The organism is Cupriavidus sp. HPC(L), assembly GCF_000307735.3.
Classification (GTDB): Bacteria; Pseudomonadota; Gammaproteobacteria; order Burkholderiales; family Burkholderiaceae; genus Cupriavidus.
This window is the reverse complement of sequence record NZ_AMPR02000442.1, coordinates 1-19080: the sequence shown is the minus strand read 5'-3', so window position 1 is coordinate 19080 and position 19080 is coordinate 1. Positions and strand designations below refer to the sequence as shown.

Below are 19080 nucleotides of genomic sequence, written 5' to 3'. Positions count from 1 at the left end.
CGGCCGCACCGGGGCGCGACGCCGCGCTGCCGGCCGTCAGCCGGCCCGGCGTGCCGCTGGACTTCCATCGCTGGACGCCCGACACACCGATGCGCGAGGGCCGCTACGGCATCCCGGTGCCCGACGGCACCGCCGCGGTGACGCCCGACGCGCTGCTGATTCCCTGTGTCGGTTTCAGTGCGCAGAAGTTCCGCCTCGGCTACGGCGGCGGCTTCTACGACCGCACGCTGGCGGCGCTGCCGGGCAAGCCGGTGGCGATCGGCATCGGCTACGAAGACTGCCGGATCGCGCTGGCGCCGGCCGCGCACGATATCCCGATGGACTGGATGGTGACCGAGGCCGGGCGGTTCTGACGCCTGCGTCGTCCCCGCGCATGCGCGGACCCGGCGACTGCTGAAGACGCTGGGTTCCCGCCTTCGCGGGAACGACATGGCGGCAATCGGGACGTCGTCAGCAGTCCGCCGCCGCGTCGGGCGCGTCGGCCGTCCCTTCCGGCAGCATCAGCGAATCGACCAGCGCCCGCATCCGGCGCCAGTGCGACCCCTCCCAGAACACCCGCCGGCAGGCCTCGCAGGTGGAGAAGCGCTCGTGCCGCTCGAGCACCGCGGGCGGCACGCGGCCGGCCACTTCGTCGCTCGAGGCGGCGCGCAGCGGCACATTGCAGCTCAGGCACAGCGAGAACGGCCGCGCCTGCCGGCGCAGGTCCAGCCGGCCGAAGATCTCGCGCAGCTGCGCCTGGGGCTTGAGCGCGCGCACATAGCAGCCATGCGTGATGCTGCTGCGCTTGAGCAGCTCGCGGTCGCGCGTCAGCACGATGCGGCCCTCGCGCGCCGCGATCGCCTCGATCTCGCGATCGTCGAAGTGGTTGTCGTAGAGGGTGTCGTAGCCGGTCAGGCGCAGCAGCGCGGCGAGCCCGCCGAGGTGGGCGTCGGCGACGAAACGGGTGACCCGCAGCGGCGCCGGCCGTACCCGCAGCAGCGGCGTGACGTCCAGCGCCTCGAAGGTGGGGTAGACCGAGACCCGGTCGCCGTCGGCCAGCACGCGGTCGAAGCCGCACGACTGTCCGTTCACCAGGATCAGTTCGACCTCGGTGTGCGGCACCCCGAGCGCCTCGATCATGTGCTTGACCGTGGCCGCGCGGGCGCACGGACAGGACCAGTCCCGTCCGCGCATCGCCGGGGGGAGGAAATCGTTCAGCTCCTCGTAGAAGCGGAACGTGGCGGTAACCATGCGGCACAGTATGCCATCGGCACCGGGCACCGCATCGCCACCATTGCGGCGGGCCGCCTTGCAGCCCTGCAGCCTTACCGCCTTACAGCTTCAGCCGCTGCCAGATCGCCTTGGTCGCGCCGGCCGCGTTCAGCGTGTAGAAATGCAGGCCCGGCACGCCGCCGGCCAGCAGCCGCTCGCACAGCGCGGTGACCACGTCCAGGCCGAAGGCGCGGATCGCCTCGCGGTCGTCGCCAAAGCTCTCCAGACGCTTGGCGACCCAGCGGGGCACCTCGGCGCCGCACATCTCCGAGAAGCGCATCAGCTGCGAGTAGTTGGTGATCGGCATGATGCCCGGCACGATCGGCACGTCCACGCCGAGCGCGCGCACGTCGTCGACGAAGCGGAAGTACGCGTCGGCGTTGAAGAAGTACTGCGTGATCGCCGAGTCGGCGCCGGCCTTGACCTTGCGCACGAAGTTCTCGAGGTCGTGCCGCGGCGAGCGTGCCTGCGGGTGATACTCGGGATAGGCGGCCACCTCGATCTGGAACCAGTCGCCGGTCTCGGCGCGGATGAACTCCACCAGCTCGTTGGCGTAGCGGAATTCGCCGATCTCCCCCATGCCCGACGGCATGTCGCCGCGCAGCGCGACGATATGGCGGATGCCGTTGTCGCGGTAGGTGCGCAGGATCTCGCGGATACCCTCGCGCGTCGAGCCGACGCAGGACAGGTGCGGGGCGGCGTCGATGCCGTCGCGCTGGATTTCCAGCACGGCGTCGAGCGTGCCCTGCTGCGTGGTGCCGCCGGCGCCGAACGTCACCGAGATGTATTTGGGCCCGAGCGGGGCCAGCTGTGCGCGGGTATTGCGCAGCTTTTCCCGGCCCTCGGGCGTCTTGGGCGGGAAAAACTCGAAGCTGTAGTAGCGGTCTTGCATGATGGGTGGCGCCGCCGCCGAGGCGGCGCGGGGAAGGGAGCGCCCGGCGTCAGGCTGCTTCGCGGTCGCGCAGCAGCAGGCCGGCCAGCAGGGTCGAAATCACGCTGTACAGCAGCGAACCGAGCAGCGCGGTCCAGAAGCCCGACACGGTGAAGCCCGACAGCAGATTGCCGACGAACAGGAACAGCAGCGCGTTGATCACGAAGATGAACAGGCCCAGCGTCAGCAGCGTGACCGGCAGGGTCAGCAGCACCAGGATTGGCCGGATCAGCGTATTGATGATGGCCAGCACCGCCGCCGCGATCATCGCCGAGCCAAAGCCCCGCACTTCGATGCCGTCGACCACCGCGCTGATCGCGAACAGCGTCAGCGCGTTGATGATCCATACCGCCAGCAATCTCATGGCAACTCCTTGTCGGTGGAAAAAGGCAAAGCGAAAACGCGCCGATTGCCTTTGGCGTACTCCCTCTCCGCTTGCGGGAGAGGGGAGCACCATCCGGGCAATGGGTCTGCAATCAATACCGGTAGTGATCCGCCTTGTACGGGCCTTCCTTCGACACGCCGATATACGCGGCCTGCTGGTCGGTCAGCTCGGTCAGCTGCGCGTTGAGCTTCTTTAGCTGCAGGCGCGCGACCTTCTCGTCCAGGTGCTTGGGCAGCGTGTAGACGCCGACCGGGTACTTGCCGCTATCGCGCTGCTGCCACAGCTCGATCTGCGCCAGCGTCTGGTTGGCGAACGAGCTGCTCATCACATACGACGGGTGGCCGGTCGCGCAGCCGAGGTTCACCAGACGGCCCTTGGCCAGGATGATCAGCTTCTTGCCGTCGGGGAAGATCACGTGGTCCACCTGCGGCTTGATCTCGTCCCACTGGTACTTCTCCAGCGAGGCGATATCGATCTCGTTGTCGAAGTGGCCGATATTGCAGACGATCGCCTGGTCCTTCATCTTCGCCATGTGGTCGTGCGTGATCACATGGTAGTTGCCGGTGCAGGTCACGAAGATGTCCGCCTTGTCGGCCGCATATTCCATCGTCACCACGCGATAGCCTTCCATCGCGGCCTGCAGCGCGCAGATCGGGTCGACCTCGGTGACCCACACCTGCGCCGACAGCGCGCGCAGCGCCTGCGCGCTGCCCTTGCCCACATCGCCGTAGCCGCACACCACCGCGACCTTGCCGGCGATCATCACGTCGGTGGCGCGCTTGATGCCGTCGACCAGCGATTCGCGGCAGCCGTACAGGTTGTCGAACTTGCTCTTGGTGACCGAGTCGTTGACGTTGATCGCCGGGAAGCGCAGTTCGCCCTTCTGCGCCATCTGGTACAGGCGGTGCACGCCGGTGGTGGTTTCTTCGGTGACGCCGCGGATCGCTTCGAGGTTGCGGCTGTACCAGCCCGGATCCTTGGCCAGCTTTTCCTTGATCGCGGCGAACAGGAAGGTCTCTTCCTCGCTGCCGGGGTTGGCGATCACCGACGGATCGCGCTCGGCGCGCGCGCCCAGGTGCAGCAGCAGCGTGGCATCGCCGCCGTCGTCCAGGATCATGTTCGGCGTGCCGCCGTCGGCCCAGTCGAAGATGCGGTGGGTAAAGTCCCAGTATTCCTTCAGCGACTCGCCCTTGAAGGCGAACACCGGCGTGCCGGAGGCGGCGATCGCGGCGGCGGCGTGGTCCTGGGTCGAGAAGATGTTGCACGAGGCCCAGCGCACGTCGGCGCCGAGCGCCTTCAGCGTCTCGATCAGCACCGCGGTCTGGATCGTCATGTGCAGGGAGCCGGCGATGCGCGCGCCCTTGAGCGGCTGGCTGGCGGCGAATTCCTCGCGGATCGCCATCAGGCCCGGCATTTCGGTTTCCGCGATGGCGATTTCCTTGCGGCCCCAGCCGGCCAGGCCGATGTCGGCCACCACGAAATCGTTCTTGAGATCGGTCACAGCGTTCATGTTTCACTCCGTCGAAGAGTGGGACGCCGGTGACGAAAGGGGGACGGGATCCGGGACGGCTGCGTGCCCATCGGGGGGTGCAGCGTGCGGATAGGTCGACTCGCCACCGTGCGAACCACGGTTCAGCGAGCGCCGTTGAAGACATTCCGAGCCTGGCGGATGGCAGAATGCGGGGTTGGGCCCGCGCGCCGTCCGTTGCAACGCTCCTCGGAGTGGCGGTATTGTACCTGCCCTGCGCGGCGACGGTGTGCCGCTCTCCGAATTCTTTTCTGGCAGGTCCGGACTGGGCCGGCGCCCCTCCGCCGGCCGTCCCGGACCTCGTCTTTCGACTCGTTATGACCGCCTTTCCCCCGCGTACCCTGACCATCGCCGGTTCCGACTCCGGCGGCGGCGCCGGCATCCAGGCCGACCTGAAGACCTTCGCCGCGCTTGGCTGCTACGGCATGAGCGCGATCACCGCGATCACGGCGCAGAACACGCTCGGCGTGACCGGCGTGCATGCGATCCCGGCGCAGATGGTGACGGCGCAGATCGACGCAGTGGCCGGCGATATCGGCATCGACGCCGCGAAGACCGGCATGCTCGGTACGGCGGCGATCGTCGAGGCGGTGGCCGCCGCGGTGGACCGCCACGGCGTGCGCAAGCTGGTGGTCGATCCGGTGATGGTGGCCACGTCCGGCGCGACGCTGTCGGACGACGCCACCGCGCAGGCGATGGTGCGGCTGCTGTTCCCGCGCGCGCTGCTGGTCACGCCGAATCTGCCCGAGGCCTCGTATCTGCTGGGCCGGCCGGTCACGCGCCGCGCCGACATGGAGCGCGCCGCGCAGGAACTGATCGAACTGGGCTGCCAGGCGGTGCTGCTCAAGGGCGGACATCTGGCCGAAGCCGGCCAGGACAGCCTGGACGACCTGCTGATGAGCGCCGACGGTAGCGTGCGCGTGTTCAGCCATCCGCGCATCGATACCGGCAACCTGCACGGCACCGGCTGCACGCTGGCCGCCGCGATTGCCTCGCAACTGGCGCGCGGCGACGCGCTGGAGCAGGCGGTCGGCACCGCGCTGGACTTCGTCGCCCAGGCCATCGCGGCCGGCGCGGACCTGCGGCTCGGCGCCGGCAACGGCCCGCTGAACCACGGCTTCGCGCCGCGGGTGTTGGGGTGATGGCGGTTTTGCGGACGCTGGATTGCCCTCTCCCCCGGCCCCTCTCCCGCAAGCGGGCGAGGGGAGCAAACCGACGATAACGTCAGCAAGGCCGACGCCCTCTCGAAAACCTCATCCCTTCTCCCGCGGGCGGTCGGAGGGAGATCACCGACGATAGCGTCAGCAAGGCCGACGCCCTCACGGAAACCTCACTCCCCTCTCCCGCTTGCGGGAGAGGGGTGGGGGAGAGGGCAAAGGGCGCCCCGCCAGCCAATGTGGCCAACCTCTGCCCTCAATTCCCCCCGGCCGCCAACGGCACCAGCTTGAACGCCGCCCGCGCCACGCACACGACGTTGCCGGCGGCATCCTTGACCTCGCCGTCGCAGAACGCGATGCGCGCGCCGCGCCGCATGCAGCGGGCTTCGAAGGTCAACTCGCCGCGCGCGGCGGCCAGGAAGTGGGTCGACATGTCGATCGTGATCACGCCGGTCTCCAGCGGCGCATGCGAGCGCGCGGCGCCGCTCAGCGTGAAGTCCAGCACCGCCATCAGCGTGCCGCCATGCACGTCGCCACGGCTGTTGACCAGGGCCGGATGCGCCGGCAGCCGCGTCTGGCACAGCCCCTCCTCGATATGGACCGGCTGCAGGCCCAGATGCCGCATCAGCGGGACGTCAATGCCGAAATAGGGCTTCTCGGCCGTGCCCGGCGCGACCGGAACGATCTCAGGGACGATCTGCGGGACGATTTGCGTACTGCTTTCCAAAACCACTTCCTTACTCGAGTTCGATCACGACCTGGCCCTCGGCGACCGCATCGCCGGGTTGCACCAGGATGGCCTTGACGACGCCGGCCTGCTCGGACTCGAGCGGGATTTCCATCTTCATCGACTCGATGGTCATCACGGCATCGCCGGCCGCAATGGTAGCGCCAACTTGCACGTCGACGGCGCAGACATGGCCGGCGACGGCCGCTTCGATTTGCTTCATGGGGAACTCCGGGGATCAGGATGTCAGGGTGGATGCGGCCGCCTGCGCCGCGGCGGCGGACTTCGTGCCGCCGGCGAGCACGCGCTGCGCGAGGCCGGTATCGATGCGGCCGGCGACGAAATCGTCGTCGTCCAGCACCCGCTGGATAAAGGGGAGATTCGTCTTGACGCCCTCGATGGCGAAGGCGTCCAGCGCCGCGCGCAGCCGCGCGATTGCCTGAGCGCGATCGGCGCCGGTGGCGATCACCTTCGCGAGCATCGGGTCGTAGTAGGAGGTGACACGGCCGCCCTGCGCATAGCCGGTCTCCACCCGCACGCCCTCGCCCGCCGGTGGCCGATACAAGGTCAGCGGACCGGGCGACGGCAGGAACCGCACCGGATCCTCGGCATAGACGCGCGCCTCGATCGCATGGCCGCGCAAGCGAACCGGCGTCGGCAGCACCGCCTCGATCGGCTCGCCGCGGGCCAGCCGCAGCTGCGCCGCGACGATATCGATGCCGGTGACCTGCTCGGTGACCGCATGCTCGACCTGCAGGCGCGTATTGAGCTCGAGAAAGACGAAGCCGGTCGACGGCGTGTACAGCATCTCGACGGTGCCGATCACGTCGTAGCCCAGCGCCGCCAGCAGCGTCGCCAGGCGCCTGGCCATCGCGTCGATCTCGTCGGCCGGCACGTTCGGCGCGCGCGCCTCCTCGATGACCTTCTGATGGCGCCGCTGCACCGAGCAATCGCGCTCGCCCAGCACCCGCACGCCGCCGTAGCGGTCCGCCAGCACCTGGAATTCGATATGGCGCGGCCGCTCGATCAGCTTTTCCAGATACAGCTCGGCCTGGCCGAAGCTGCGCTGCGCGACCGAGCGGGCGCGCTGCCACGCCGCGGCCAGCTCGCTGTCGTCGTGGGCCGGCAGCATGCCGATGCCACCGCCGCCGCCGGCCGGCTTGATCAGCACCGGATAGCCGATGCGCGCCGCCGCCCTGGCGACGACCTCCGGATCGTCGGGCAGCACGGCGCTGCTGGGCGTCATCGGCATGCCATGGGTCGCCATCAGCGCGCGCGCCTCGGTCTTGTGGCCGAGCCTGCGGATCCAGCGCGACGACGGGCCGATGAAACACAGTCCCGCCGCCTCGACGCGCTCGGCAAAGCCGGCGTTCTCCGACAGGAAGCCGTAGCCCGGATGGACGCCGTCGGCCGCATGCTCGCGCGCGATCTGCAGCAGCGCGTCCTGGTTCAGATAGCTCTGCAGCGGCGCGGCCTCGCCCAGCCGCACGCGCACGGTGGCCTGCTGCAGATAGGGCAATTCGGCATCGGCGTCGGAATAGACCGCGATCGACTCGATGCCCTGCGCGTTCAGCGCGCGCAGGATACGGGCGGCCACCGCGCCGCGGTTGGCGACCAGCACGCGGCGCAACGGACGGACCTGCAATTTTGGCGTCATCGATCGGTCTCCTCGCTGGCGACGTTGCGGACCACCACGGCATCCACGATGACCGGGGCGGCGTCGCCACGCGGCACGATCACCGGATTGGCATCGACCGACGCGCAAGCGCGTCCGGCATCGCTGCCGGCGAACCAGTCGCCCAGCGCCACCAGCATTGCCGCGAGCCGTTCGACATCGACCGCGGGCATGCCGCGCACCGGGCCGAACGCGCGGGCAACATGCAGGCGGTCGATGGCGTCGCACGCCTGCGCGGCCGAGAACGGCGCGGGCAGGAACTGCACGTCGTCCAGCGCCTCGACCAGCACGCCGCCTTGCCCGATCATCACCACCGGCCCGTAGACCGGATCGCGATGCGCGCCGACCGCGAGTTCGAACGCTCCCTTGTGCTGGCGCGCGATCAGCACGCCGCCATGCTCGACGCCCTGCTCGGCGGCCAGCGCGGCGAGCCTCGCATCGAGCTCGTCGAAGGCGGCCAGCGCGCGCGCTTCGCTGTCCAGGCCCAGGCGCACCAGCCCGTACTCGGACTTGTGCGTGATCGACGCCGACACGCCCTTGGCGACCACCGGCAAACCCAGCTCGGCCACGGCGTGCCGAACCTGCTCGCGGTCGCGGCACAGCCGATGGGCGACCGCCGGCAGGCCGGCCGCGGCCAGTTGCGCCAGGCTTTGCACTTCATCGAGCGTGGTGGTTGACGATGCGGTGGGCTGGCTCGCTGAACCGGACACCGCCGGTGCCGCCGGTGGTGCCGCCAGCGCCGCCGCCAGCGCCGCGGCACGCCCCCGCACATAGCGCGACAGCAGCCCCAGCGCGCGCATCGCCGCGCGCTCGCTGTCGAACACCGGCACGCCATGCCGGCGGAAGGCCTGCGCCACCCATTGCTGATTGACGCTGACCACGACCGGCACGCCGCTGGCCGAGGCGAAGCGGCCGGTCTGCTGGGAGAAGTCGTCGAAATCGTAGCCCTCGCCGCCGATCGGAAAGCCGACGTGGATCATGTCGGCGGCGCCGCGCTCGGCCACCGCGTCGAGCGTGCGGCCGAAGATCTGCGGCTGGCCCAGCAGCGCGGTGGTCATGTCGATCGGATTGCGCGCGCTGACGTAGCTGGGCAGCACGGCACGCAGCGCCTCGGTGCCGGCCGCGTCGAACTCGACCAGGCGCAGGCCCTCGTCCTCGGCGGCATCGGCCGCGAGCACGCAGGTCGCACCCGAATTGCTGATCGCCACCACGCCGTCGCCGCGCGGCCGCTGGCCGCCGGCGAAGACCTGGCAGTATTCGGCCAGCTCGCGGAAGTCGGCCACGCGGACGATGCCATGCCGGCGCAGGAAGGCATCGGCGAGCGCGTCCTCGCCGGCCAGCGCGCCGGTGTGCGAGCTCGCCGTCAGCTGGCCGGCGCGCGTGCGGCCGGCCTTGACGGCCAGAATCGGCACATCTCGCTCGTGCGCCAGCCGCGCGGCCTGCGCCAGCACCTGCGGATCGCGCAGCGACTCGATATAGAGCAGCACCACGCGCACCTGCTCGTCGTGCAGCACCGCGCGCACGACTTCGGCGGCGCTGACGTCGGCCTCGTTGCCGGTGGCGACCATATAGCGCACGCCGATGCCGTTGCGGCGCAGTCCGCCATAGACGATGGCCGAGCCGGCGCCGCTCTGGCTGACGATGGCGACCGGACCGTCCTGGCCCGCCTCCTCGTTGATCATCGTCGAGAAGTGCACGATCGCGCCATTGGCGAAATTCGCCAGGCCCTGCGTGTTCGGGCCGAACAGCCGCAGGCCGCCGGCACGCGCACGCTCGACCAACCGCCGTTGCTGCGCCGCGCCCACCTCGCCCAGTTCGGCGAAGCCCGACGAATAGATCACCGCGCCGCGCGCGCCGATCGCCAGGCACTGGTCGATCGCCTGCTCGACTTCCGATCCGGGCACGCTGATGACGACCAGGTCGGGCGCGGCCGGCAACGCGTCGAGGGACGGATAGGCGGCCACCCCCTGGATCGTCGCGCGATTCGGATTGACCGGATAGATCGCGCCGGCAAAGCCGTGCCGCCGCATGTAGTCGATCGGCCGGCCGCCGGCCTTGATCGTGCTGTCGGAGGCGCCGAGCACGGCGACCGAGCGCGGCGACAGCAGCGACAGCAGCGCGCGGCCGTCGTCCGCCGGCGCGATCGGATTGGCATGAAGATCGGTCATCGCGTCATTCCACCTTGACCTTGGCTTCGCTCGCCACGCGCTTCCACTTGGCCAGCTCGGCCTGCACGAAGCCGCCGAACTGCTCGGCCGACATCGTGCCCGGCGTGGTCGCGGATTGCGCGAGGCTGGCCTTCGAATCCGGCGCGTTCATGCTCTTGACCGCCTCGCGGTTGAGCCGGTCGACGATCGGCTTGGGCAGATTGGCCGGCCCGTAGAAGCCGATCCACGTGGTGGCCTCGTAGCCCGCCACGCCCTGCTCGGCGATGGTCGGCACATTCGGCAGCGCATCGCTGCGCCTGGCCGAGGTCATGCCGATCGCCTTGACCTTGCCGTCCTTGACGTACGGCGCCATCGTCATCGCATCGTGGAACAGCGCCGGGATCTGCCCGCCGAGCAGGTCCGCCATCGCGGGCGTGGCGCCCTTGTACGGGATATGGACCATCGGCGCCTTGGTCATCAGCTTCAGCAGCTCGCCCGACATGTGCGTCGCGCCGCCGATGCTCGACGAGCCGAACGACAGCCCCTCCTTCTGCTTCTTCGCATAGGCCAGGAATTCGGGCAACGTCGAGGCGGGGATGTTGTTGTTGACGACCAGCACGTTGGGCGTGGTCGCGAGCAGTGCGATCGGCGTGAAGTCCTTCGCCGCGTCGTACGGCAGCGTGCCGCGCACCGCGGGGTTGATCACGTGGTGCGTCGCCGAGACCAGCAGCGTGTAGCCGTCGGGCTTGGCGCGCGCGACCATCTCGGTGCCGATCTGCCCGCTGGCGCCGGCGCGGTTCTCGACCACGACAGGCTGCTTCAGGTCGACGGCGATGTCCTTGGCGATGCGGCGCGCCAGCACGTCGGTCATGCCGCCGGCCGGGAACGGCACGATGATGGTGACCGGCTTGGACGGCCAGTTCTCCTGCGCGGCGGCGGTGCTCGGCATGATGGCCGATACGGCGGCCATGGCACCGAGGACGGTCAGCGCCAGCGTGGTTCGGCGCATGGGCCGGTGGGTTCGATTCATGATGGTCTCCTTGATGTTGGCTGTCGTTGTTGTCGTTGTCTTTGTGCGCGGCGTTGTCGTTGCCGCCGGCGTGCCACAGCCCCGCCTCATGGCCGGATGCCGAACTTGCGCACGCCGGCCTCGCGCAGCGGCGCGGCCAGGTTGGCGAACTCGCACAGCAGCGCCCGCGTATCGCGCGGATCGATGATGTCCTCGATGACGAAGGCCTCCGCGCTGCGGAACGGCGAGGTCAGGCTGCGCACGCGCTGCTCGATCTCGGCGCGCTTCTGCACCGGATCGTCGGCGCCCTCGATCTCGGCCTTGTAGGCGACCTCGAGCCCGCCCTCGATCGGCAGCGAACCCCAGTTGCCCGACGGCCAGGCATAGCGGAAGTTGAAGCGGCCCATATGCTGGTGCGCCGCGGCGGCGACGCCGTAGGCGCGCCGCAGGATCACCGAGCACCACGGCACCGTGGCCTGATAGACCGCCGACAGCGCGCGCACGCCGTAGCGCATGGTCCCGGCCTTCTCGGCCTCGAGTCCGATCTGGAAGCCGGCGATGTCGACCAGATTGATCACAGGCAGATGGAAGGCCTCGGCCATGTCGACGAAGCGCGTGAATTTCTCCGCGGTGGCGCTGTCCCAACCGCCGCCGTAGTAGTACGGGTCGCTGGCCACCACCGCGACCGGCCAGCCGTCGACGCGCGCCAGCCCCGTGACGATGGCGCGGCCCCAATGCCGGCCGATCTCGAAGAAGGAGCCGGAGTCGACCAGCGTCTGCACGATCGGGCGGATCTTGTAGACCGCGCGGCCATCGCGCGGAATCGCCGACAGCAGCCATTCGTCGCGGCGCGCCGGATCGTCGGCCGGCTCGGCGCGCGGCGGCAACTCGAACACCGAGGTCGGCAGATACGACAGGAACTGGCGGGCGCGCGCGAACGCTTCTTCTTCGCTGGCGACCTCGTCGTCGACCACGCCGTTGCGCGTGTGGATATGGCTGCCCCCGAGCTCGTTCTTGGTCAGATGCTGGCCGATGCGCGCGACCACCGGCGGACCGGCGTTGAACAGCTGCGAGGTCTCCTTGACCATCAGCGAGTAGTGGCTGGCCGCGACCCGCGCCGCGCCCATGCCGGCCACCGAGCCCAGCGCCAGCGACACGACCGGCACCAGCGACATGTTCTCGACCACGTGCTGCCACACCTTCATGGTCGGAATCAGCGTATGGCCCTTGGTCTCGATATTGCGCACCGACCCGCCGCCACCGGTACCGTCGACCAGCCGCACCATTGGCAGCCGCAGGTCGCGCGCCATCTTCTCGGCGTGGACCAGCTTGTCACCGACCGCCCCATCGTTGGCGCCGCCGCGCACGGTGAAGTCGTCGCCGACCAGCACGACGGGGCGGCCGTCGACGCGGGCGCGTCCCATCACCAGATTGGCCGGCGTGAAGCCGACCAGCCGGCCGTTGCTGTCGTACTGGCCGCTGCCGGTCAGGCTGCCGACCTCATGGAAGGAGCCGGGGTCGGCCAGCGCATCGATGCGCTCGCGTACCGTCAGCTTGCCGGCGTCCTTGTGCCGCTGGACCTTGTCCGGCCCGCCCAGTTGGGCCGCCAGTTGCCGGCGGTAGGCCAGTTCATCGATTTCGGGTTGCCACGACACGCGTTGTCTCCTGTTGCTCGTTGCTGTGGACAACACAAGCGCAGCAACCATGCCAGGCGGCGCCACCGCTGCAAGTCGTTGATCTGCTTGCAAAAAACCTTGCGGACGAGAGCGGCGGCTGTTACGGTGTCCGCGATAACGACATATCAGGACACCGCGGTGTCCGCCACGGAGACAGTTCTTGTCGTCACTGAAGACACCTATCGGGACATCGGCTCCCGTTCCGGACGCCTTGGGCGCGCTGGTGATCGACCGCGACGGGCGGGTCGCCGCGGCAACCGGCATCGCGCGCGACGACACACTGGCCGGCGCCGCGCTGGCCGCGCTGGCACAGGCCACCGATTTCGACACCGCCCGGGCCGGCCGCCCCTCCACCGATGAAGTTGCCGGCACTCGTCCGTATCTGTTCGAGGTAGCCGCGCCCGGCGCCGAGGCAACGCGCCATATCGCGCTGGCGCTGGACGACGGCACCACGACGCTGGTGCTGCTGCACCGTCCGGGCAGCGCCACCGCGCTGTTCGATTTCCTTGGCGCCGTGCCGTTTGCCGGCGCCATCCTGGAACACTTCATCACCAACCCGTACCAGGCAATCACCGTGGCGGACCGCGACGGCCGCATGCGCTATATCAGCCCGGTGCACGAGCGCTTCCTGGGGCTGCGCACCGGCGAGGGCATCGGCCAGCCCGCCGAGCGCGTGATTCCGAATTCGCGGTTGCCGCAGGTGGCGGCCACCGGCAAGGCCGAGATCGGGCAGCTGCAGCGGATGAACGGCGTCACGCGCGTGGTCAACCGCATCCCGATCGTCCAGCGTGGCGAGGTGGTCGGCGCGATCGGCCAGGTCCTGTTCAAGGAACCCGAAGCGATCGCGCGGATGCACAAGGAGGTCAGCGAATTGCGCTCGCAGGTCGCGCACTACCGGCGCGCGCTGGATGACCTGCGCGGCGGCCCCGGCCGGCTGATCGGCGACAGCGCGCCGATGCAGCGGCTGCGGCGCGAGATCGAGACCGTCGCGCGGCTCGACGTGCCGGTGCTGATCCTGGGCGAGAGCGGCACCGGCAAGGAGCTCGTCGCACGCGCGATCCACGAGGCCAGCCAGCGCGACGGCGGCGACACGCGCGACGGCAAGCCGCTGGTCAGCCTGAACCTGGCCGCGTTGCCGGCCACGCTGATCGAGTCGGAACTGTTCGGCCACGCCGCCGGCGCCTTCACCGGCAGCCGCCGCCAGGGCCAGGCCGGCAAGCTGGAACAGGCGGCCGGCGGCACGCTGTTTCTCGACGAAGTCGCCGACATTCCGATGGAGATGCAGGTCAAGCTGCTGCGGGTGCTCGAGGACCATCTGGTCGAGCGCATCGGCAGCCGGCAGGCGCGCCGCATCGACTTCCGGCTGGTGGCGGCGACCAACCGCGACATCCAGGCGCTGATCGACGCCGGCCGCTTTCGGCTGGATCTCTACTACCGACTGAGCGGCGTCGTGCTGCGCATCCCCGCGCTGCGCCAGCGCCGCGAGGACATCCCCGCGCTGCTGCACCACTTCGTGCAGGCCTTCTGCCAGCGCAACAACGTGCCGGTGCCCGCCATCGACAGCGCGGTCCCCCGCCATCTGGCCGAACGGCCGTGGCCCGGCAATATCCGCCAGCTACGGCAGAAGATCGAGGAAGCGCTGGTGTTCTGCGACGGCGGCCGCCTGCGCGTGGCCGACTTCGCCCGCGGCGACGAGGCCGCGGCAGCGGCCCTCGCCGCCGACGCGACACCGTACCCGCTGGCACGAAGCTATGCCGAACACGAGCTGGAAGACGACCCGCGCAGCGGGACACCGCCACCCGTTGCGATCACGCCAGCCTCCCGCTCATCCGGCCTGCGGGAACTCGCCTACGAAGCCGCACTGAAGGCCATCGCCGACCATGGCGGCAACAAGAAGCGCGCCGCACAGGCGCTGGGGATTTCGCGCTCGCATTTGTACACGTTGCTGGCGCGGGGGACGGGTGATGGAGCGAATCGATAGCGGGCCACGGTGACCCTTGCCGTGGCGCCCCGACAATTCAATGCCCTTGCGCGACGAACGCCGCTTCGAGCAGTTCCACTTGCCTTGCAAACTCCGCGGGGCGCCGCTGGCGAAACGTTTCCAGATTGCCGACTTTCCATCGCAATGCCGGCAGTTCCGCGACATGCCTGCATTGGAGCAGCGACCAGTCCGGCGTGGCTCGGGATAGCCCCGTCAGGAACTGCTTGTGCCGCTCGCTGAGCCGCCTTGGCAGTTCTTCCTTCAGCCGTATCCGGGTATCGATCAGTGTCTTCAGGGAGCAGTCGACCTCCGTCATGCCGACAAAGGCGCGGTGATACTCGCCACTGATTTCCTTGTCGTTGCCGAACAGCACCTCATGAATGGGCCGATTGTGGCCGGCGACATAGGTCACGAAGCACTCCACCATGCCGTCCGTGATCCCGCCCGATTCGTACAGTCGCCATACGTCGAAGAGATCGCGGGGATGCTGCCTGTCAAGCGCAGCGACCAGTTTGCCGGCGTAGAGCTCATCGGTGGCGAGAATCGGCACGTCAAACTCGACACCGAAAAGATCGGCGGACCTTTTGCTCAACGTCCGTCGCTCGACCGGCAGCACAGTGCCACGAAATACCAGGTTGACCTCGACCTTCACCTGGCTGATGTCGTTGTCGACGATGAGCTTGGTTTCGCGCTGATCGCGTGCGCCGATCATCCTCGTGCGCAAGCCAAGCGCTGCCGCGCGTTGCGCGATAGCAGTCAGTTCGCGATGGATGGCAAGCATCGCGTCCTCTCTGCGTACGTCGCGCGGAAGGTAGACCACGTCGATGTCCACGGAGAGGCGAGGCATATCGCGGACGAACAGATTGATGGCGGTGCCCCCCTTCATGGCGAACAGGTCGCTGGCGAAAACCGTGGGAGCAACGGCAAGCAGGAGACGGACAGTATTGGCGTAGGCGTTATCCATGGGGCTTCAGGCTGAGCAACGTACCGTCGTCGAGACGGCTGATCCATCGCTTGTTGCTGCCTGAGCGCACCGGATACTGGGCCAGCAGGGCATCGACGTCGACCAGATCGGTCTCTCGAGCCCACGTCAGAAAAAGCCGAACGGCCTTGACGCTGGTACAGCACGATAGCAATCGTCCGAGCAGGTCCTTGCGAGGGGAGCGTAAGACGTCGAAGACGTTACGCGCCTCCTCAAGGCTTTGCTTAACACCCACCTCGTAAAGCATCTCAAGTGCGGCACGTTCGGGAGCCGACACGCTGACGCCGTTCGACATGCCGGGCGGAGTCATCAGCGTTCGATCGGCCAATGCGCGATCCGGCCAATCGAACAGGCGCGCGTGCACATAGCGAGCAGGATGTCGCGCGGTGAACCACTCCGGAAGCGAAAAGCGGGCATCGCCCCAAACGACGATGGCTTCGCGGGACCCCAGGTTGTGTCGCATGCCTTGCCAGGCCAGAGCCGTCTTGCCGCCTACGTGGAAGCCGGGCACTTGCCGCTGCAGGAAACGTAGCGAGCCATCGATGCCGAAGTCATCGTTCGGGAAGGCATAGACGCCTTGGGCAAGGCGAACCAGCCAGCCGCCATCGGCATAGCGCGCGGCGAGTTGTGGCGACACGCCAAATTCCCGCAATGTCGCAAGGCTGAACGGCGCCCCCCGGTGCAGACCGGTCTGCAGGCGTTTGATTATCTGGTAGCGCGGAACTTCAACCATCGTTGAAGAATAGCACCAGATCTAAACACTTGCGGCAGAATCGATTAGCGTGGGCAGAACAAATAGCGCCTTGATTTATTTCTGCCGCAAAATCTAATCAAAGGGCGGTGCACGAAGCACTACTCTATGAGCGTGCCGGGCAGCATGGTGCCGCCCGGCGCTTCAATCAGCCTGCCCGAACGCCGCCATCAGCCGCGCCACCGCCGCCGGCACGTCGGCCGCCTCGGTGATCGCGCGGACCACGGCGGCGCTGCCGACGCCGGCCTCGAGAACCTGCGGCAGATTGCCCGCGTCGACGCCGCCGATGCCGACCAGTGCCGGGACCTGCTCGCGCATCAGGCGCGCGTAGGCGTAAAAGCGTCCGAGCCCTTGCGGCTGCGTGGGCATCACCTTGGTGGTGGTCGGGAAGATGGCGCCGAGCGCCAGGTAGCTGGGACGCAGCGGCGCGACGCGCAGCATCTCGGCGTAGCCGTGGGTGGAGACGCCGAGCCGCAGGCCGGAGGCGCGCAGTGCGTCGAGGTCCGCCTCATCCAGGTCTTCCTGGCCCAGGTGGATCCCATAGATGCCGCTGGCCGCGCCGTCGTTGCCGTGCGCGGCGTGGTAGTCCAGCGCGGCGCGCCAATGGTCGTTGATGAACAGTCGGCTGCGGCTGCCGCGCGCGGCCACTGCCGAGCGCGCGATCTGCTCGCGTACCGCGGCCGCGTCGTCGGACTTGAAGCGCAGCTGCACGGTCGGCACGCCGAGCGGCACCAGCCGTTCGATCCAGTCGGCGGTCGGCACTACGGCGTAGAGGCCCAGGCGTGCCGGGCATGGCACGAACGGTTCGGCGGACTGCTCCGGCGCGACCAGCGCGGCGTGCCGAACGCGCGGGAACCGTGCGAACTCGGCCGGCCAGTCCAGCGTGCCGGGCTGCCAGGCGCGTGCCAGGCACAGCGCATCGTGCGCCGGGAAATGCAGCGCCAGCGTGGCCAGCAGCGTCGCGACGAAGGCCGGCGGCTGCGCGGCATCGTCGCTGGCGTCGGCCGGCGTGGCGAACACCCAGGTCCCCATCGGCGAGCGCACCGTGTCGATCCACTGCCCGCCCTCGCGCTCGGTCTGGATCAGCATCGCGCCGCGTGCGGCGACGCGTTCGAGCGTCGCGGCATCGACCTCGCCGTCGGCCAGCAACAGGTCCGTCTGGCCCAGCGTCTCGGCGGAATCGGCAGTCAGCGTGTCCTGCAGCCGCAAGGCGCGCCAGTCGCGGTCGGCCACGCCGAAGGTTTCGCCATGGCGCGCGACCAGTGCGGATTGCAGCGCCGCATCGACCGGCATCGGCGTCGGTTGGCGCGTCATGCGTGCTCCTGTGCGTGCCAGAACGGCATGCCGACCACCGGCGTGCTGGCCTGCGCGATCTCGCGCTCGGGCATCGGTCCGGCCAGATAGGCGAGGCGTCCCGCTTCGACCGCACGCGCAAAGGCACGGGCCATCTCGATCGGATAGGCGGCCTGCGCCACCGCGGTGTTCAGCAGCACGCCGTCGTAGCCCCACTCGAGCACCTGGGCCGCATGCGACGGCAGGCCCAGGCCCGCGTCGACGATCAGCGGCGTGTCGGGCAGGCGATCGCGCAGCACGCGCATCGCATGCGGATTGACCGCGCCCTTGCCGGTGCCGATCGGCGCGGCCCACGGCATCAGCGCCTGGCAGCCGGCGTCGAGCAGGCGGCGGCACAGCACCAGATCCTCGGTGCAATACGGCAGCACCTTGAAGCCTTCCTTGATCAGCGTCTCGGCCACCGCCGGCAGGTTCAGCGTGTCGGGCTGCAGCGTGTAGTCGTCGCCGACCAGCTCCAGCTTGATCCAGTCGGTCTCGAACACCTCGCGCGCCATCATCGCCGTGGTGATCGCCTCCTGCGCCGCCATGCAGCCCGCGGTATTGGGCAGCACCGGCACCTGCATCGACTTGAGCATCTGCCAGAAGGCGTGGCCGCCCTCGCCGTCGCCGACCGCGCCCTGGCGGCGCAGCGCCACCGTCAGCATGGCCGGCTTCGAGGCTTCGACCGCGGATTGCAGCGTCGCCGGAGACGGATAGCGCGCCGTGCCGAGCAGCAGGCGCGAGGAAAACGATTCGCCGTAGAGCACGAAGGGATCGCGCACGGCATCCTGGGTCGGGAAGGTCATGGGATCAGCCTCCGGTAACGGGTTGCACGAGATCGATGCGGTCGCCGGCGGACAGCGGCGTATCCGCATGCGCGGCGCGCGGCACGAAGCGGCCGTTGAGCGCGGCGGCGAACGGTGGCGGGATCTGCGCCGCGGCCACCGCGTCGGCCAGCGTGGCCGGCGCATTCAGCGCCAGCGGCTTGCCATTGAGCAGGATTTCCATGTTCAGCGCGTAGGTCGTCGGTTGAGATGAACCGCGCCGTCCGGCGATCGAGGATCGACGGTGGGGCGCGATTGCATGGGGTTCAGCAGCGCACGGTTGTCTCGATGCCGCATCAATGCAGCACCGCCTGGCCATGCACGGGCGCGATCATGCCCGGCCAGCGCGCCGACGCGGGCACGGCATGCGCGGCGGGATCGCCGTCGGCGAGCGCGCGCACGACTTCGCAGGCCGCCTCGACCACGGCCGGCGCGATCAGGAACCCATGCCGGTACAGGCCGTTCAGGCGCACCACGCGCGCCTCTTCGTCGACCCGCACCGCGGGCAGATGATCGGGACGCGTGGGCCGGCGCTGCACGTTCAGCTCGAGCACGCGCGCCTCGCCGAAGGCCGGATGCAGCGAATACGCGGCCGACAGCAGCTCCAGCGCCGAGCGCACGCTCATCGGCGAGTCGTCCTCGCTTTCCAGTTCGGTGGCGCCGATCACGTACAGATGATTGGGCTTGGGCGCGATATAGATCGGATAGCGCGGATGCAGCAGCC

At 69.0% G+C, this 19080-nt stretch carries 19 protein-coding genes and 1 riboswitch; of the genes, 3 read left to right on the top strand and 16 right to left on the bottom strand.

Annotated features, from left to right (window positions below):
- A partial coding sequence (locus B551_RS21585) for a 5-formyltetrahydrofolate cyclo-ligase (RefSeq protein WP_023264997.1) occupies positions 1-353 on the top strand: 353 nt, incomplete at its 5' end.
- A 97-nt stretch (positions 354-450) separates the two neighbouring features.
- Here the strand turns inward: B551_RS21585 and B551_RS21580 are convergent.
- The 4 genes from B551_RS21580 to ahcY all read right to left on the bottom strand — a co-directional run bounded on the left by B551_RS21580 (position 451) and on the right by ahcY (position 4077).
- A complete protein-coding gene (locus B551_RS21580; RefSeq protein ID WP_006580074.1) occupies positions 451-1230 on the bottom strand; it encodes a Mut7-C RNAse domain-containing protein in 780 nt (259 codons plus the stop codon).
- Between the two features lie 82 nt (positions 1231-1312).
- Positions 1313-2143 carry a methylenetetrahydrofolate reductase [NAD(P)H] gene (metF, locus tag B551_RS21575; protein WP_023264996.1) on the bottom strand — a complete coding sequence of 277 codons (831 nt, stop codon included), beginning with the start codon at positions 2141-2143 and terminating at the stop codon, positions 1313-1315.
- 49 nt (positions 2144-2192) lie between these two features.
- The gene (locus tag B551_RS21570; protein WP_006580075.1) at positions 2193-2546 is read right to left on the bottom strand and encodes a phage holin family protein; all 354 of its coding nucleotides are present in this window, start codon (positions 2544-2546) and stop codon (positions 2193-2195) included.
- A gap of 112 nt (positions 2547-2658) precedes the next feature.
- Positions 2659-4077, bottom strand: coding sequence for an adenosylhomocysteinase (gene ahcY, locus B551_RS21565; protein ID WP_023264995.1), 1419 nt, complete (start codon positions 4075-4077; stop codon positions 2659-2661).
- A 120-nt stretch (positions 4078-4197) separates the two neighbouring features.
- A riboswitch (S-adenosyl-L-homocysteine riboswitch) is annotated at positions 4198-4292 on the bottom strand.
- A gap of 120 nt (positions 4293-4412) precedes the next feature.
- On the opposite strand from ahcY, the gene thiD reads away from it, so the two are divergent.
- A complete protein-coding gene (gene thiD / locus B551_RS21560) occupies positions 4413-5237 on the top strand; it encodes a bifunctional hydroxymethylpyrimidine kinase/phosphomethylpyrimidine kinase (RefSeq protein ID WP_023264994.1) in 825 nt (274 codons plus the stop codon).
- Positions 5238-5508: 271 nt separating this feature from the next.
- Here the strand turns inward: thiD and B551_RS21555 are convergent, their stop codons facing one another.
- The 6 genes from B551_RS21555 to B551_RS21530 form a co-directional block, all read right to left on the bottom strand.
- On the bottom strand, positions 5509-5961 hold the full coding sequence (locus B551_RS21555) for a PaaI family thioesterase (protein WP_156526487.1): 453 nt from the start codon (positions 5959-5961) through the stop codon (positions 5509-5511).
- Positions 5962-5989: 28 nt separating this feature from the next.
- Complete coding sequence (locus tag B551_RS21550) at positions 5990-6202, bottom strand: acetyl-CoA carboxylase biotin carboxyl carrier protein subunit (RefSeq protein ID WP_006580124.1); 213 nt, start codon at positions 6200-6202, stop codon at positions 5990-5992.
- Positions 6203-6217: 15 nt separating this feature from the next.
- Positions 6218-7636, bottom strand: coding sequence for an acetyl/propionyl/methylcrotonyl-CoA carboxylase subunit alpha (locus B551_RS21545; RefSeq protein WP_006580125.1), 1419 nt, complete (start codon positions 7634-7636; stop codon positions 6218-6220).
- Positions 7633-9822 (bottom strand): acetate--CoA ligase family protein, encoded by a 2190-nt coding sequence (locus B551_RS21540; RefSeq protein ID WP_023264992.1) that lies wholly within the window; start codon positions 9820-9822, stop codon positions 7633-7635. The genes B551_RS21545 and B551_RS21540 overlap by 4 nt, the downstream gene beginning before the upstream one ends.
- A gap of 4 nt (positions 9823-9826) precedes the next feature.
- Positions 9827-10831 (bottom strand): tripartite tricarboxylate transporter substrate binding protein, encoded by a 1005-nt coding sequence (locus B551_RS21535; RefSeq protein WP_006579965.1) that lies wholly within the window; start codon positions 10829-10831, stop codon positions 9827-9829.
- 86 nt (positions 10832-10917) lie between these two features.
- Positions 10918-12465, bottom strand: coding sequence for an acyl-CoA carboxylase subunit beta (locus B551_RS21530; RefSeq protein ID WP_006579966.1), 1548 nt, complete (start codon positions 12463-12465; stop codon positions 10918-10920).
- A gap of 181 nt (positions 12466-12646) precedes the next feature.
- Between B551_RS21530 and B551_RS21525 the strand changes: the two genes are divergently transcribed.
- Positions 12647-14467, top strand: a complete 1821-nt coding sequence (locus B551_RS21525; protein ID WP_253281400.1) for a sigma-54-dependent Fis family transcriptional regulator — start codon at positions 12647-12649, stop codon at positions 14465-14467.
- 37 nt (positions 14468-14504) lie between these two features.
- Here the strand turns inward: B551_RS21525 and B551_RS21520 are convergent, their stop codons facing one another.
- The 6 genes from B551_RS21520 to B551_RS21495 form a co-directional block, all read right to left on the bottom strand.
- Positions 14505-15431: a nucleotidyl transferase AbiEii/AbiGii toxin family protein gene (locus B551_RS21520; RefSeq protein ID WP_023264990.1), complete on the bottom strand. Its 927-nt coding sequence runs from the start codon at positions 15429-15431 to the stop codon at positions 14505-14507.
- Positions 15424-16182, bottom strand: a complete 759-nt coding sequence (locus B551_RS21515) for a type IV toxin-antitoxin system AbiEi family antitoxin domain-containing protein (protein ID WP_006579969.1) — start codon at positions 16180-16182, stop codon at positions 15424-15426. The genes B551_RS21520 and B551_RS21515 overlap by 8 nt, the downstream gene beginning before the upstream one ends.
- Before the next feature lie 162 nt (positions 16183-16344).
- Entirely contained in the window at positions 16345-17514 is a 1170-nt protein-coding gene (locus B551_RS21510) for a thiamine phosphate synthase (protein ID WP_023264989.1), read from the bottom strand.
- Positions 17511-18338 carry a thiazole synthase gene (locus tag B551_RS21505; protein ID WP_023264988.1) on the bottom strand — a complete coding sequence of 276 codons (828 nt, stop codon included), beginning with the start codon at positions 18336-18338 and terminating at the stop codon, positions 17511-17513. The genes B551_RS21510 and B551_RS21505 overlap by 4 nt, the downstream gene beginning before the upstream one ends.
- 4 nt (positions 18339-18342) lie before the next feature.
- The gene (gene thiS, locus B551_RS21500; protein WP_006579970.1) at positions 18343-18540 is read right to left on the bottom strand and encodes a sulfur carrier protein ThiS; all 198 of its coding nucleotides are present in this window, start codon (positions 18538-18540) and stop codon (positions 18343-18345) included.
- A gap of 112 nt (positions 18541-18652) precedes the next feature.
- Positions 18653-19080 (bottom strand): FAD-dependent oxidoreductase (locus B551_RS21495; RefSeq protein WP_023264987.1); only part of this gene is annotated, 428 nt, incomplete at its 5' end.

Excerpts from the sequence above, each read along its gene's own strand:
- B551_RS21580 (WP_006580074.1), bottom strand. The coding sequence starts at position 1,230 with ATGGTTACCGCCACGTTCCGCTTCTACGAGGAGCTGAACGATTTCCTC.
- metF (WP_023264996.1), bottom strand. The coding sequence starts at position 2,143 with ATGCAAGACCGCTACTACAGCTTCGAGTTTTTCCCGCCCAAGACGCCC.
- B551_RS21570 (WP_006580075.1), bottom strand. The coding sequence starts at position 2,546 with ATGAGATTGCTGGCGGTATGGATCATCAACGCGCTGACGCTGTTCGCG.
- ahcY (WP_023264995.1), bottom strand. The coding sequence starts at position 4,077 with ATGAACGCTGTGACCGATCTCAAGAACGATTTCGTGGTGGCCGACATC.
- thiD (WP_023264994.1), top strand. The coding sequence starts at position 4,413 with ATGACCGCCTTTCCCCCGCGTACCCTGACCATCGCCGGTTCCGACTCC.
- B551_RS21550 (WP_006580124.1), bottom strand. The coding sequence starts at position 6,202 with ATGAAGCAAATCGAAGCGGCCGTCGCCGGCCATGTCTGCGCCGTCGAC.
- B551_RS21545 (WP_006580125.1), bottom strand. The coding sequence starts at position 7,636 with ATGACGCCAAAATTGCAGGTCCGTCCGTTGCGCCGCGTGCTGGTCGCC.
- B551_RS21540 (WP_023264992.1), bottom strand. The coding sequence starts at position 9,822 with ATGACCGATCTTCATGCCAATCCGATCGCGCCGGCGGACGACGGCCGC.
- B551_RS21535 (WP_006579965.1), bottom strand. The coding sequence starts at position 10,831 with ATGAATCGAACCCACCGGCCCATGCGCCGAACCACGCTGGCGCTGACC.
- B551_RS21520 (WP_023264990.1), bottom strand. The coding sequence starts at position 15,431 with ATGGATAACGCCTACGCCAATACTGTCCGTCTCCTGCTTGCCGTTGCT.
- B551_RS21515 (WP_006579969.1), bottom strand. The coding sequence starts at position 16,182 with ATGGTTGAAGTTCCGCGCTACCAGATAATCAAACGCCTGCAGACCGGT.
- B551_RS21510 (WP_023264989.1), bottom strand. The coding sequence starts at position 17,514 with ATGACGCGCCAACCGACGCCGATGCCGGTCGATGCGGCGCTGCAATCC.
- B551_RS21505 (WP_023264988.1), bottom strand. The coding sequence starts at position 18,338 with ATGACCTTCCCGACCCAGGATGCCGTGCGCGATCCCTTCGTGCTCTAC.
- thiS (WP_006579970.1), bottom strand. The coding sequence starts at position 18,540 with ATGGAAATCCTGCTCAATGGCAAGCCGCTGGCGCTGAATGCGCCGGCC.